Below are 13,596 nucleotides of genomic sequence, written 5' to 3'. Positions count from 1 at the left end.
TCTGCTCTCAAGCAGACGTATCGATCAGCGCCAACTGTAGCCGTAGCAACGTCGGTTCAAAAATCCACATTTCCGGTAACTCCTTCTCAGCTAGCCTGCTCAACAACCACTGTAAGTCAGCCTTTATCGCAGAGTCTTTGCTGCTGACTATCAATACCCTAACAACCTCGATTGTTGCGTCAGAATCAACAGCCTCATACCCGGCCAGCCACAACACACTCAACGCTTTCAGCAATCCTGTTGCGCGATCGCTGATAGAGTCGCTTGCAGTCGGGGAATACAGGCCGGACAACCAATACCCCTGCTCCGCCTTGCTCACCAGATTCAGAAATAGGGGATACTCCAAAGCCAGTTGCCGGGTGCATTCCAGCAGCACATCGGGACGCCCCGACTTTAATTCAAACTCAACTTCACACAACGCCATTTCACGATGACCTGAGCGAACGACACCAACATCAAGGGCGCATTCCACAGTACCGGTACCGGACTCAAGATTACCGGCCTGGCGCTCGAAGTTCGTTTCAAACACAACGGCCAAATCAGCCAGATTGATATTATTCGCTAGTGGTGTTTCCGCCAGCAGGCCGAGATCCAGTTGATCGCTTGCCAGATCCCACTCCCATTCCTGTCGCTTATGGGCGCCGTTCACAAACTCACCCTGCGTTTTCAGCGTCTGAATAAAGCGGTTTCCCGCTTGACGCACGCGAAGAGCGGCACGCTGACCGTTCAGCTCAAGCGACGGCGTGTCGTAATAGCGATTAATCAAAAGTCGAGACACCACGCCTTCACCTGCCTTTTGTTCTAACCAGCGGCTAACACCATCAACACAGGACATCGGTAGCGTAAGTTTTATTTCCAGTTCTTCGGCCATGGGAAGCTGCTCTTCGGTGATTAATCGGGAGGGAGAGCGTGACATTAGCAACAGGTTAATCCAGACACAAAAAAACCGGCGACCCGAAGGTCGCCGGTTTTTTCTATACTACAACTCTGATCAGGCCAGGGCCGTATCAGAAGTAGTAAGTACCACCGAAGGCGATGTCTTTACGCTCATCACCAGTCGCGGTGTAGTCGTCGCCGTCACCGTAGTAGCCTTCAACGTAGACATACATGTTGTCAGACAGGTTGTGCAGTGCCTGAACAGTGTATACGTCAAAGTCATCTGCACCGGCAACGTCTGGCTCGCCACGCTCCCAAGATGCCGCAAACGTGTTAGAGCCCATTGAGTAAGCACCAAAGATGCCATAGACATCAACAACGTCTTTACGGGTCTGGTACTGACCGGTTACACGCAGGTTGTCCAGGTTGTAGCTGGCACGCAAACCGTAGGTGTTCTCGTTGTTCAGATCGGCACCGTTAGATGAGTATCCAGTGTCACCGTCGTTGGAATCCATAGCCACTGCCAGTTCCAGGCCGGCCATTTCGTACATAGCGGCCAACTGGTACGGGTAAGACTTCTCGGCGTTATCTGCGTCGCCATTGATCTGAACAGCACCCGCCAGAGTCAGACCGCCAAATGATGGCGTCTTGTACTGAATCAGGTCGCCTTCACCCGTGGTGTAAGCACCACCGATGCTCTGGGAAGCCACTTCGTAGTAGTTAGCGATTTCGTCGATAGCTGATTCGTAAGTAGAATCGTCAGAACCTACCCAAACCTGACCAAAGCTGTCGCCTTTCACACCGATGTAAGCTTCATCGAAACCGTTCAGGCCGCCGTTACCGGCTTTGTCGTCTGCGTCGAATTCAAGCTCAGCCTTGAAGAAACCTTCTACGCCCGGCATCAGCTCGTGGCTATGCTTAACACCAATGGTAGAACCGTTATCAAACAAAGACTGGTCATTAGAACCATCGTAGTCGCTGTACATGTATGCCAGCTGGATGTTCCCGTAAACAGTCGGCAGGTTGACGTCTTGCGCCATCGCTGCACCGGAGAATGTAGCGGCCGCTACAGCTGATGCGATCAGAGTCTTTTTCATGTTGCGTCTTCCTTCTTGAGTTAACTCAGGTTTTAGCCGCGGGTTTAAACCCGTTTTTTTAATAGAGAGTTCCATCCGGAACTCATTATGTGAACTCTACATGTCGATTTTGTTACAGGGTTCAGACCACTCCCCAAAACCCTTTACGAACCAACAATGTGTGAACGTTTTCCTCAACGTTTGGGAATCCCGGCCGATCAAACGGCGGCGACTCCACTCACTTGCCTTAAAGGTCAGTCACTTACAGCGCTTTCTTAAAGAGCTGCATAATGACATCGTTTTAATACAAGAATCTAAAATTTGCAAATTTTTTATGACGTTTTTTTAAGTAATTTGGCGCGCCACATTTTCCGCATTTTGATAACAAGTTTCAGGCCAACTCAAAAATAATACGCTATTTCATGACGTTAAATTCAAAGCCACTGAACGCTATGGCGTCAGTCGGTCCACTATGATGCACAAAAAAAATCAGTGCACTTTAATCGCTCTTTCTGCCCCGCCTCACCCGAAACTCCCGCAAATTAGCACAGAGCCCAAACTAAACCATCTCGACTTTCTGCCAGTTGCGGTTTACTTGCGCCGCATTGAATCACGGTAATCATGACGACTTTGTGACAACGGTTTTTTAAACAGATTGTTCATTTTCGACTCTCGAGCAGAAAAGTCACCGGACCATCATTCACCAGGCTAACCGCCATGTCGGCACCAAATTGCCCGGTTGCCAGCCGCTCACCCGGGACATGCTCCGCAGCCTTTGCAACAAATGCATCAAATAAAGCACGCCCAAGATCGGGATCTGCAGCAGAAGAAAAGCTGGGGCGCTGCCCCTTCCGGGTGTCAGCAGCAAGCGTAAACTGGGGAACAACGAGCAGGTGAGCACCAACATCCAGAAGGCTGCGATTCATGCGACCGGCGTCATCAGGGAAAACACGATAGTGGAGAATGCGCTGGCAAAGATCTGCAGCATCAGAAGTCGTGTCATTCCGTTCGACACCCACGAAGAGCAATAACCCCTTGCCAATTCGACCCACAGATTGACCACCGACATTCACGTCGGCTCGCTCAACCCTTTGAATCAGTCCTTTCAATCAGTGCTCCCGGAGGTTACTTATTGTCATGATTAACTCACCGCAATCACCCGAAGTTTCCGTCTTCGCAGCGAGATTAACGCGTGGCCATTCAATGACAGCGCGTTAATGATTGCAAGAGTCTAATGACCGATGACGGGAGCGGCAAGTCGAGGTTACATAATTAGACAAAGAAACGAACTAAAGCTGACGCCAACACATCAGAGGATGCCATAACTCCAGCGAGTGCCGAGCGATCTAACGCGTCGTTTCACTGCCATAACGGGCGGAAACCGCTTCACAGGCCTGCATCAACGCGTCAACAATAGCGGGTTCTGAAGAGGAATGGCCGGCATCTCGTATAATCGAGAGCTCGGCCTCAGGCCAGGCATCGCTGAGCGCCTGAGCATTATCAAGCGGACAGACCATGTCGTATCGGCCATGCACGATGTAACCGGGGATACCTTTAAGCCGCTCCGCATTCCGGGTGATCTGATCGGGCTCAAGAAAGGCATTGTTCATAAAGTAGTGGCACTCGATACGTGCCAGTGCGATGGCAACATGCGGGTGACCAAAGCGCTCAACAACCCGGGGATTGGGGTGCAGCGTTGCACAGCGCCCCTCCCATATCGACCAGGCCTTGGCTGCCTGAATTTGCACCAACTCATTATCACTGGTCAACCGACGGTAGTAGGACGCGACCATATCGCTCCTCTCCTCGGTCGGTATCGGCGCAAGATAGTCACGCCAATAGTCCGGAAAAACCCGGCTGGCGCCTTCCTGATAAAACCACTGAATGTCTCGCGGGCGACACAGAAAAATCCCCCGGAGCACCAACGCAAGCACACGCTCCGGATGCGTTTCGGCATAAACCAGGCTCAGGGTTGAGCCCCAGCTCCCGCCAAATAGCGCCCACTGCTCCACACCGAGAAACCGGCGAATCGTTTCAAGGTCTTCAACCAGCGCCTGGGTGGTATTGCCTTCCAACTCAGCCAGTGGCGTAGAGCGACCTGCACCACGCTGGTCAAATAGAATGATCCGGAAGCGCTCAGCATCAAAAAAACGACGATAATAATCTTCACAGCCGCCGCCTGGACCTCCATGCACCACGACTACCGGTATGCCATCCGGATTCCCGCTTTCTTCCAGATACAGTTCGTGAGGGGCATCAACCGCAATGCGATGTTGGGCATAGGGTTTGATTTCGGGATACAGGGCAAGCATGGAGAGATTCCGGCGAATGGATTTAACCGGAGTTTAGCTGAAGTGGACAAAAAAAGGGGCAGACCACGAATGATCTGCCCCTTCCTGTTACCTGCGATGCTTCTTACTTCTTGTTCGAACGCTTGCGCTCGCTTTCAGTCAGCAGTTTCTTGCGCAGGCGAATCGCCTTGGGCGTTACTTCCACCAGCTCGTCATCATCGATGAACTCAAGCGCTTGCTCGAGGGTGAACTTGATGGGTGGTACCAGGCTAATCACTTCATCCTTGCCAGACGCTCGCATGTTGTCGAGCTTCTTACCCTTGGTCGGGTTGAGCACCATATCGGTTTCACGGCTGTGAATACCACACAACTGGCCTTCGTAAACTTCCTGACCAGGATCAAGGAACAGCTTGCCTCGGCTCTGCAGCGTTTCCAGCGAGTACGTCAACGCAGTGCCGGTTGCCATTGAGACCAATACGCCGTTCTGGCGACTTGTCACATCACCCAGCTTGATCGGTCCATAATGGCTGAAAGTGGACGTCAGAATACCGGTACCCGACGTCATGGTCAGGAAGGTATTGCGGAAGCCAATCAAGCCACGTGCAGGAATAGTGTAATCAAGACGCATACGCCCTTTACCATCCGGCACCATGTTGGTCAGATCGCCCCGGCGCAGACCCATCTGCTCCATTACTGCGCCCTGATGCTGCTCTTCAATGTCGACGATGACATTTTCATAGGGCTCTTGCTTTTCGCCATCCACTTCGCGAATGACCACTTCCGGCCGACCAACCGCCAGCTCGAAATTTTCGCGACGCATGTTTTCGATCAGTACCGACAGGTGCAATTCGCCGCGGCCTGATACCTTGAACTTATCCGCGCTTTCACCATCTTCAACGCGCAGCGCAACGTTGTGCAGCAACTCTTTCTCAAGCCGCTCCTTGATGTTACGACTGGTGACGTACTTGCCTTCCCTGCCAGCAAACGGCGAATCGTTGACCTGGAAGGTCATGGATACAGTCGGCTCATCTACAGTCAGTGCGGGCAGCGCTTCTACATTGGCAGGATCACACAGGGTGTCGGAAATAAACAGCTCGTCCATACCGCTCACACAGACGATATCGCCTGCCTGCGCCTCTTCAACTTCTACGCGATGCAGACCGGAGTGCCCCATAATTTTGAGGATTCGGCCATTACGCTTCTTGCCATCTGCCCCGATTGCTGCGACGGGCATGTTGGTCCGCACCTTACCGCGCGAAATACGACCGATACCGATGACACCCAGGAAGCTGCTGTAATCCAGCTGGGAAACCTGCATCTGGAACGGGCCTTCAGGATCGACATCCGGTGCTGGCACGTGATCGACGATCGCCTGGAATACGGCATCCATATTATCGTCAAGGTTTTCGTGATCCAGACCTGCAATACCGTTCAGGGCGCTGGCATAGACAATCGGGAAATCCAGCTGCTCATCCGTGGCACCCAGGTTATCGAACAGATCAAACACCTGATCGACAACCCAATCCGGGCGCGCACTCGGACGGTCGATCTTGTTAACGATAACAATCGGACGCAGACCGGCATCAAATGCTTTCTGAGTCACGAAGCGGGTTTGCGGCATCGGGCCGTCGATGGAATCAACCACCAGCAGCACACAATCCACCATGCTCATGACCCGCTCTACCTCACCACCGAAATCGGCGTGGCCAGGGGTATCAACAATGTTGATGTCGTAGTCGTTCCACTTCAACGCCGTGTTCTTGGCCAGGATGGTAATGCCGCGCTCTTTTTCCTGGTCATTGGAGTCCATTACGCGCTCGCTTTCGAGCTCTTTCCGGTCCAAAGTGCCAGACTGACGCAGCAGTTTATCTACAAGCGTGGTTTTACCATGGTCGACGTGGGCGATAATGGCGATATTACGAAGCTTCTCAATCACAACAATAGTCCTGCGGCATGCTTTCTTTTGACCTGAGAGGGTCTTAAGGGAGGCCAAGCCTCTCACATGCCATCTCAAATCCGTAAAGTGAACCCATTATCCGATACCGGGCGGTACCTACACCCCTGAACAACTTTACAGACCAGGGTGCAAATGAGGCGGCGCGTAGTATATCTAAAAGTCCATGCCGTTAATATGAAGAAAAACGCCTACTTCCAAACCTTAAACCGCACCATAAACGAGCATTATGCATCAAAAGCGCACCACATTAGTGCGGACTACCTTCTGCGTTGCACCAAAATATTGCCGTCAGACGTCGAGAGTTGAGCCGGATGCCGCTCCCAGCGGCCTCTGCAGGGCAGCACCAAAAATTGGCAAGGCGATTGCTTTGAAGAAGTCAGGATAAATTTGCAGGTAAGTGGCAGAGGCTTTTGATAAGCTGCGACCTCCTGAAAAAATCGGATATCAGTGACCCTGACCCATCCGGCAATACGAACATGAATGCACCCGCTGAAGCGGGATAACTTTACGGAGCATGCACAATGTCCAAGACGCTTGACCTGATTAAAGAACACGAAGTGAAGTGGGTTGACCTGCGGTTCACTGATACCCGCGGCAAAGAGCAACACGTCACTATGCCGACCTCAGAAATCGATGAAGACTTCTTTACTGACGGCAAGATGTTTGACGGCTCATCTATTGCTGGCTGGAAAGGCATTAACGAATCCGACATGATCCTGATGCCAGATGATTCCACCGGCGTAATCGATCCGTTCACCGAAGAAACCACTCTGAACCTGACTTGCGACATCGTAGAGCCTTCTACCATGCAAGGTTACGAGCGTGACCCGCGCTCTGTTGCCCGTCGCGCAGAAGAGTACCTGAAGTCTACCGGCATCGCCGAAGGCGCACTGTTCGGCCCTGAGCCCGAGTTCTTCGTCTTCGACTCTGTGAAGTGGAAGACTGACATGAACGGCGCAATGTACGAACTTTACTCCGAGGAAGCCGCCTGGGTTTCTGGCGAAGATTTCGAGCGCAACAACATTGGTCACCGTCCTGGCGTCAAAGGTGGTTACTTCCCTGTTCCACCAGTAGACAGCCTCCACGACCTGCGTGGCGCCATGTGCTCTGCCATGGAATCCATGGGTCTGGAAATTGAGGTTCACCACCACGAAGTCGGTACTGCAGGTCAGTGCGAAATTGGCGTTGGCGCCAACCCGCTGGTCAAAAAGGCTGACGAAGTACAGATCCTGAAGTACTGCGTGCACAACGTTGCACACGCATACGGCAAGACTGCGACCTTTATGCCGAAGCCGGTTGTCGGCGACAACGGTTCAGGCATGCACGTTCACATGTCTCTGAACAAAGATGGCAAGAACCTGTTTGCTGGTGACGGCTACGCTGGCCTGAGCGAAATGGCGCTGTACTACATTGGCGGCATTATCAAACACTCCAAGGCCATCAACGCCTTCACCAACGCTTCAACCAACAGCTACAAGCGTCTGGTTCCAGGCTACGAAGCACCTGTCATGCTGGCCTACTCGGCTCGTAACCGCTCAGCTTCGATCCGTATTCCATACGTGAACAGCCCGAAAGCGCGCCGTATCGAAGTACGCTTCCCTGATGCATCAGCGAACCCGTACCTCGCATTTGCGTCACTGATGATGGCCGGCCTGGACGGCATCCAGAACAAGATCCACCCTGGCGATGCCATGGACAAGGATCTGTACGACCTGCCAAAAGAAGAAGCGCTGAACATTCCTAAGGTTGCGGAAACCTTCCAGGAAGCGCTGGACTGCCTGGCAGAAGACCACGAGTTCCTGACTCGCGGCGGCGTATTCACCGAAGACATGATCAGTGCTTACATTGATCTGAAGCGCGCTGAAGTTGAGCGCCTGAACATGACCACTCACCCGGTCGAGTTCGAACTGTACTACTCTGTTTAAACACGATATTTCGGGTTAACAGACCTGTACACACAGAAAACCCCGCCTAACCGCGGGGTTTTTTTATTTCCGGCCCCGTGCTTTGTTGCTACACCGATAGTGCGCTCCAGTGACGCTGCCAATTACAAAACCTTACCAGCCATTAATACCATTTAGGGTCAGGAAAGTTGCAATCCAATCCCCCTCTTGCCAATAATCCTTACAGGCCTGCTACAACTTGGAGAATTCCCCCAATGGAGGGTTCCGTGAAAAATACAATAAAGCTTCTGACATTCAGCATCGCGATGACAGCCAGCCTTGGCGCCTACGCCGAGGTATACAAGCACACCGATGCCCAGGGCAACGTCAGCTATTCTGACGAGGCCAGCCCCGGCGCAAAAACCATTAAAGTGAAGCCTGTCACGACTGTCACACTGCCAAAGCCGGACGAAGTGCCACAGATGGTGGAAGACTCCAAAAAGAAACAGGAGCAGGATCAGGGCAAGGCATACAACCGGGTTTCATTTGATGCGCCTGAAAATAACAGCGCGTTCCATAGCGGAAACGGTGATGTGACGTTCGCAGTATCAAGCAGCCCTGCCTTGTTGCGCGGCCACGAATTCGAGGTATCACTTGACGGGCAACCAGTCGGCCAGAACGCATCCGGCCAATTTACCGTCAACAACATCGATCGTGGCACCCACAATGCGTCGGTCAAGATAGTCGACAGCAAAGGCAAAATCATTCAGTCAGGACAAGGTATTTCATTTACCATCCATCGCCCTTCGGTCATCAACTAACCCCTCTTCGCTAATGCGCCCGCCTCCCCGGCCGGGCGCATCTTCGCACCAAAACAATCCCCACCCCATGACCTGCACTATTTTGGTGCGCAAGCACTAATTAAGGTCTAGAATCCGATTACAATCAGGGGCGGGATACCGGCAGTTTCAATGGCGCTTCCCCTCCGACGACCAGGCTGCTCGCCAAAATGACACAGAAAAAGCAGGCGAGCCATGCGAAAAAACGTCAGCTCCGGTCGGCAGACCGCCCCCTTCAGCAAGTGCCTTTACAGGTCGTTATCAGCATTTTCGCCGATTTTAGCGGCAGTTACTGAATGCCATTCAGGCCTTGCGCCCCTCAGCGAGGGAAAGCAATGGAGCGAATCTCTACTGATTCATTAAACAGTGCCACCGAACAGGACCAAAAACGCGCACTCGCTTGTGGCGAGCTCACAACTGGTTCGCTTTTTGCAGTTACTGGCATGTCACGAGGAATCCTATGCCACACACTAATGTTTACAAGCAGATTTTCGATCACCTCACCACGGCAACGCTGGTGCTGGATGCGGAGCTGAATGTGCAGTTCATCAATGGTGCAGCAGAGTATCTGCTGGAGGCCAGCGGTTCGCGCATTATAGGCACGCATTTCTACGATCTGTTTGTAGAGTCCACCGAGGCATTCCAGACACTCTCTGATGCCGCCGAGTCTGGCCAGCCCTTCACCAAGCGCGAAGCCGAATTTACGCTGCTATCCGGTTCAAGATTTACAGTCGATTATTCTGTGTCCCATATTGGCGCAGACGGTTCGACCATGTTGCTCGAATTGCAGCCACGTGATCGCCTTATTCGCATCACACGCGAAGAGGATATGCTGAGCCAGCAGGAAACCACGCGCATCCTGGTTCGGGGTATGGCCCACGAAATCAAGAACCCGCTCGGCGGTATTCGCGGCGCAGCGCAATTGTTGGACCGCGAACTGACGGACAACGGGCAGAAAGAATATACCCGCGTCATCATCGACGAAGCGGACCGCCTGCGTGGCCTGGTTGACCGGATGCTCGGCCCCAACAAGGCATTTCAGCTTACTCCGACCAACATCCACGAAGTGATTGAGCGGGTTCGCACGCTACTTGAGGCCGAAACCAAAGGCCGGGTTCGACTGGAACGGGACTACGACCCAAGCCTGCCAGAATTCCCAGGCGACAAGGAACAACTCATCCAGGCGGTGCTCAATATCGCCCGCAACGCGATGGAGGCCGCAGCCGACAACCCATCGACGGATGTGCCCTGCATTACTTTCCGCACCCGAGCCCTGCGCCAATTTACGATCGGACATAGGCGTCACCGTCTCGTATGCCGGCTGGATGTAATTGACAACGGGCCCGGTATTCCACCGGATCTTTTACAGAACATTTTCTATCCCATGATCAGTGGCCGAGCCAACGGCACAGGTCTTGGGCTTTCTATTACCCAAAGCATCATCGGGCAGCACCATGGACTTGTTGAATGCGAAAGTTCACCCGGCCTGACCGATTTCATCATTTTTCTGCCTCTGGAGCTGACAGCATGAGCCAATCGGCCAACGTCTGGATAATTGACGATGATCGGAGTATTCGATGGGTCCTGGAACGTGCACTGACACAGGCCGACATCCAGACTCGCGTATTCGAGAGCGGCGAAGGCATTATGATGCGCCTCGACCGGGAACAACCGGATGCCATAATCAGCGACATCAGAATGCCCGGCATCGACGGTATTGCGCTATTGGGGCAAATCACCCACGACCATCCCGACATTCCGGTCATCATCATGACCGCCCACTCGGACCTGGAAAGCGCGGTTGCGAGTTATCAGACAGGGGCTTTTGAATACCTGCCCAAACCCTTTGATGTCGATGATGCAGTTGAACTCGCCAAGCGGGCCATCGCCCACAGCCGCGAACGCAGAGCCAGCACCGAACCCCAGCCGGATAGCACGACACGCCACACCGAAATCATTGGTGAAGCGCCTGCCATGCAGGAAGTTTTCAGGGCAATAGGCCGGCTCTCCCACTCAAACATCACGGTGTTGATCAATGGGGAAAGCGGCACCGGCAAGGAGCTGGTCGCGCAGGCACTGCATAATCACAGCCCTCGTGCCAGCCATTCGTTCATCGCGCTGAATATGGCCGCAATTCCCAAAGATCTGATTGAGTCAGAATTGTTTGGCCATGAAAAAGGCGCCTTTACAGGAGCCGCTGCCGCCCGTCAGGGACGTTTTGAACAATCCAACGGCGGCACCCTGTTCCTCGATGAAATTGGCGATATGCCCGCTGATACCCAAACGCGCTTGCTGCGGGTGCTGGCCGATGGCGAATTTTATCGGGTAGGCGGCACAACACCGATCAAGGTCGATGTGCGCATCATCGCCGCCACGCACCAGAATCTGGAAAAGCTGGTTCAGGCCGGCACCTTCCGGGAAGACCTGTTTCATCGCCTGAATGTTATCCGTGTTCATTTGCCAAAACTGGCTGAACGGCGTGAGGATATTCCACGGCTGATGCAACACTTCCTGAAACGTGCAGCCCTGGAACTCTCGGTTGAACCCAAACTACTGCGGGCCGAAGCTGAAGAATATCTGACCACGCTGCCCTGGCCCGGGAATGTCCGCCAGCTCGAAAACACCTGTCGCTGGTTGACGGTCATGGCGAGCGGGCGCGAGATTCATGTCAGCGACCTGCCGCCAGAATTACTCGACCAGGCCGACACACCACCGACCGGACAAACCTGGCAGGAAGGCTTGCGCGCCTGGGCCGAACAGGAACTGAAACGAGGCAAGCAGGCAATCCTTGATGTCGCTGTACCCGAGTTTGAACAGGTGATGATCGAAACCTCCCTCAAGCACACTGGCGGTCGCCGACGGGATGCGGCGATTCTGCTGGGCTGGGGCCGAAACACCTTGACCCGGAAAATCAAAGAACTGGGCATGGCGGATGGCCCGGGGGAAGACGACGAAGACTAACCCCTCGCCAATGCCAACCCTGAGGTGAGCGACTACCCGTTCACCTCAGGCCCTCGCTCAGCACGTTTTACAAACCACCTGAGGGCACCACGTCCCGAACCCCAGACCATCAGATTATTGCCTGTTGCTCATCAGTGTCGGGCTGTCGGGGAATAGAGCGCCACCGTTTTTCTCTCCAGTAGCTGCCCTTGTGGGCTATAGCGAAAAAATCCAAAAAAACTCTGCTCCACCATCCATGCATCAAAACCGGCTACAAGGTTCCTGTTTTCATCAATCAGATTGAAATAGCGCGCCGTGCAACTCGCCGCATGGTGCTCACGCGCCTTTTCAATTTCTACCAGTCGATAGTTGTGAGGCACCTGTAATGCATTACGAAGATACTGTTCAATCATGGAACACCCTCCCGTCTGCAGCTTTTACTACAAAAAAGGTGACACTGCGCCAGATGGCCCACTGCCCCGGATATACCAGACTGTCAGCCGGCAATGACATCGAGATGACAAGGTGATGTTGTTCGAGGAATAACAGGGCAACAAAAGCAGATATGTGCCGGCCCGAAACTTGCGCTCCGCCAGAACAAAATCATCTACCGATGATTCCATGCCCCCCGTGCCACAGGTAAAATTGCCACACAAAAGCATTCATTCCAGACTCAAGGCAGGCAGGAATGTGCCCAAGGATGATCCTGCAAGGCGTGTGGAGAGCATCGTGGTGAGAAAACACTGGACAAGCGTCTGCATTCTGGTCGCGACGACCATCTTCCTGGCTCGGCCCGCAATGCCTGATGCACTCGATGCGGCGGCACAAGCAAACATTTCAGAAACGATAACGACGTCCATGCTCCTTACCAACGGGGAAGCGGTTCGCTTCGGCCTTTGGAACTTCAATCCCAACGATTATTTCGAGATTGACAATGACCAGTTCGGGAGCGCTGATTCAGCTCAACTGCGTCAGGAAATTTCAGTCGTCAGCCTGCCCTATCAATGGCAAACTCACCTCCCCGACTCAGACGATGAATTGCTGGTACTGGCTAAGCTGGCCTATCTCGACATCGATCAGGATATCCAGGTCGTGGCGAGCGATAATCCGGGTCAGGACGAGTTGCGCGACACCGTCATATCTGGGGAGCTCGGGGGGGCCTGGCGGCATCACATTGATCAGCACTGGCGAGTCACGCTCGGGCTCTACTCACACCTGCTGCACTATAAAAATCGCACGAGATACAAAACGGAAGCCTCCAAGCCGTTTGCTCCCGTTTTGGACGGTGTTCTCACGAACATTTCGGTAAACGCCCTGGTGGCCGAGCCTACCTTGACCGTCAATTATCTGCTGGACGCACAGGGAGCCCGGTGGAACTTTTTCTCTGATTATCACTATATAGCAGGCACCACTTATGGCGCCCATATTGAAGCCCACAAGGCAAAGCCAGAGGCCTTCTTCTGGTCCAACGGGCTCCGGGTGAAAGTGCCCACCAAAGCGGCGTTTTTGCCTGCACAGGATTTATGGCTGCGGGCAGCACGGGTCGACGTGGGCGGGGACATGAGCCATGCACTTGGCAGCACACACTATTATGAGGCAGGCGTTGCATGGCTGGTGGAAACCAACGACTTCATGGGGATACTGGACAACATCGGGATTGGAATTAATTTCAACTACGGCAGCGTTCTACGGGGGGGCAGCATCATTTTCATGTTTAACGAGAAGTAGCGCCCG

General features: G+C 53.4%; 11 protein-coding genes. 5 read left to right on the top strand and 6 right to left on the bottom strand.

Translation table 11 applies throughout. The features are described from left to right. Positions 1–7 precede the first annotated feature (7 nt). The 5 genes from ACUN9X_RS05765 to typA form a co-directional block, all read right to left on the bottom strand. Positions 8–916 (bottom strand): CYTH domain-containing protein, encoded by a 909-nt coding sequence (locus tag ACUN9X_RS05765; RefSeq protein ID WP_445472454.1) that lies wholly within the window; start codon positions 914–916, stop codon positions 8–10. Positions 917–1,007: 91 nt separating this feature from the next. After that, the gene (locus ACUN9X_RS05760; RefSeq protein WP_445472453.1) at positions 1,008–1,973 is read right to left on the bottom strand and encodes a porin; all 966 of its coding nucleotides are present in this window, start codon (positions 1,971–1,973) and stop codon (positions 1,008–1,010) included. A gap of 638 nt (positions 1,974–2,611) precedes the next feature. Next, entirely contained in the window at positions 2,612–3,061 is a 450-nt protein-coding gene (dtd, locus tag ACUN9X_RS05755; RefSeq protein WP_445472452.1) for a D-aminoacyl-tRNA deacylase, read from the bottom strand. 237 nt (positions 3,062–3,298) lie between these two features. Continuing rightward, positions 3,299–4,264 carry a prolyl aminopeptidase gene (gene pip, locus ACUN9X_RS05750; protein WP_445472451.1) on the bottom strand — a complete coding sequence of 322 codons (966 nt, stop codon included), beginning with the start codon at positions 4,262–4,264 and terminating at the stop codon, positions 3,299–3,301. Between the two features lie 103 nt (positions 4,265–4,367). Next, a complete protein-coding gene (gene typA / locus ACUN9X_RS05745; protein ID WP_260038834.1) occupies positions 4,368–6,179 on the bottom strand; it encodes a translational GTPase TypA in 1,812 nt (603 codons plus the stop codon). 542 nt (positions 6,180–6,721) lie between these two features. Between typA and glnA the strand changes: the two genes are divergently transcribed. The 4 genes from glnA to ntrC all read left to right on the top strand — a co-directional run bounded on the left by glnA (position 6,722) and on the right by ntrC (position 11,883). Continuing rightward, positions 6,722–8,125 carry a glutamate--ammonia ligase gene (gene glnA, locus ACUN9X_RS05740; RefSeq protein WP_260038833.1) on the top strand — a complete coding sequence of 468 codons (1,404 nt, stop codon included), beginning with the start codon at positions 6,722–6,724 and terminating at the stop codon, positions 8,123–8,125. Between the two features lie 245 nt (positions 8,126–8,370). Beyond that, a complete protein-coding gene (locus tag ACUN9X_RS05735; protein WP_347710213.1) occupies positions 8,371–8,904 on the top strand; it encodes a DUF4124 domain-containing protein in 534 nt (177 codons plus the stop codon). A gap of 478 nt (positions 8,905–9,382) precedes the next feature. After that, positions 9,383–10,453, top strand: coding sequence for a nitrogen regulation protein NR(II) (gene glnL / locus ACUN9X_RS05730; RefSeq protein ID WP_260038832.1), 1,071 nt, complete (start codon positions 9,383–9,385; stop codon positions 10,451–10,453). Next, positions 10,450–11,883 carry a nitrogen regulation protein NR(I) gene (gene ntrC / locus ACUN9X_RS05725; protein ID WP_260038831.1) on the top strand — a complete coding sequence of 478 codons (1,434 nt, stop codon included), beginning with the start codon at positions 10,450–10,452 and terminating at the stop codon, positions 11,881–11,883. Before glnL ends, ntrC begins: the two co-directional genes overlap by 4 nt. A gap of 131 nt (positions 11,884–12,014) precedes the next feature. Here ntrC and ACUN9X_RS05720 read toward each other — a convergent pair whose 3' ends face one another. Then, complete coding sequence (locus tag ACUN9X_RS05720) at positions 12,015–12,275, bottom strand: hypothetical protein (RefSeq protein ID WP_260038830.1); 261 nt, start codon at positions 12,273–12,275, stop codon at positions 12,015–12,017. Between the two features lie 277 nt (positions 12,276–12,552). On the opposite strand from ACUN9X_RS05720, the gene ACUN9X_RS05715 reads away from it, so the two are divergent. Beyond that, positions 12,553–13,590, top strand: coding sequence for a Solitary outer membrane autotransporter beta-barrel domain (locus ACUN9X_RS05715; protein ID WP_445472450.1), 1,038 nt, complete (start codon positions 12,553–12,555; stop codon positions 13,588–13,590). Positions 13,591–13,596: the final 6 nt, after the last annotated feature.

The sequence above is a fragment of the Marinobacter sp. V032 genome, from assembly GCF_052645435.1.
Note: the sequence above shows the minus strand (reverse complement) of the source record. Positions and strands in the feature narration are given on the sequence as shown.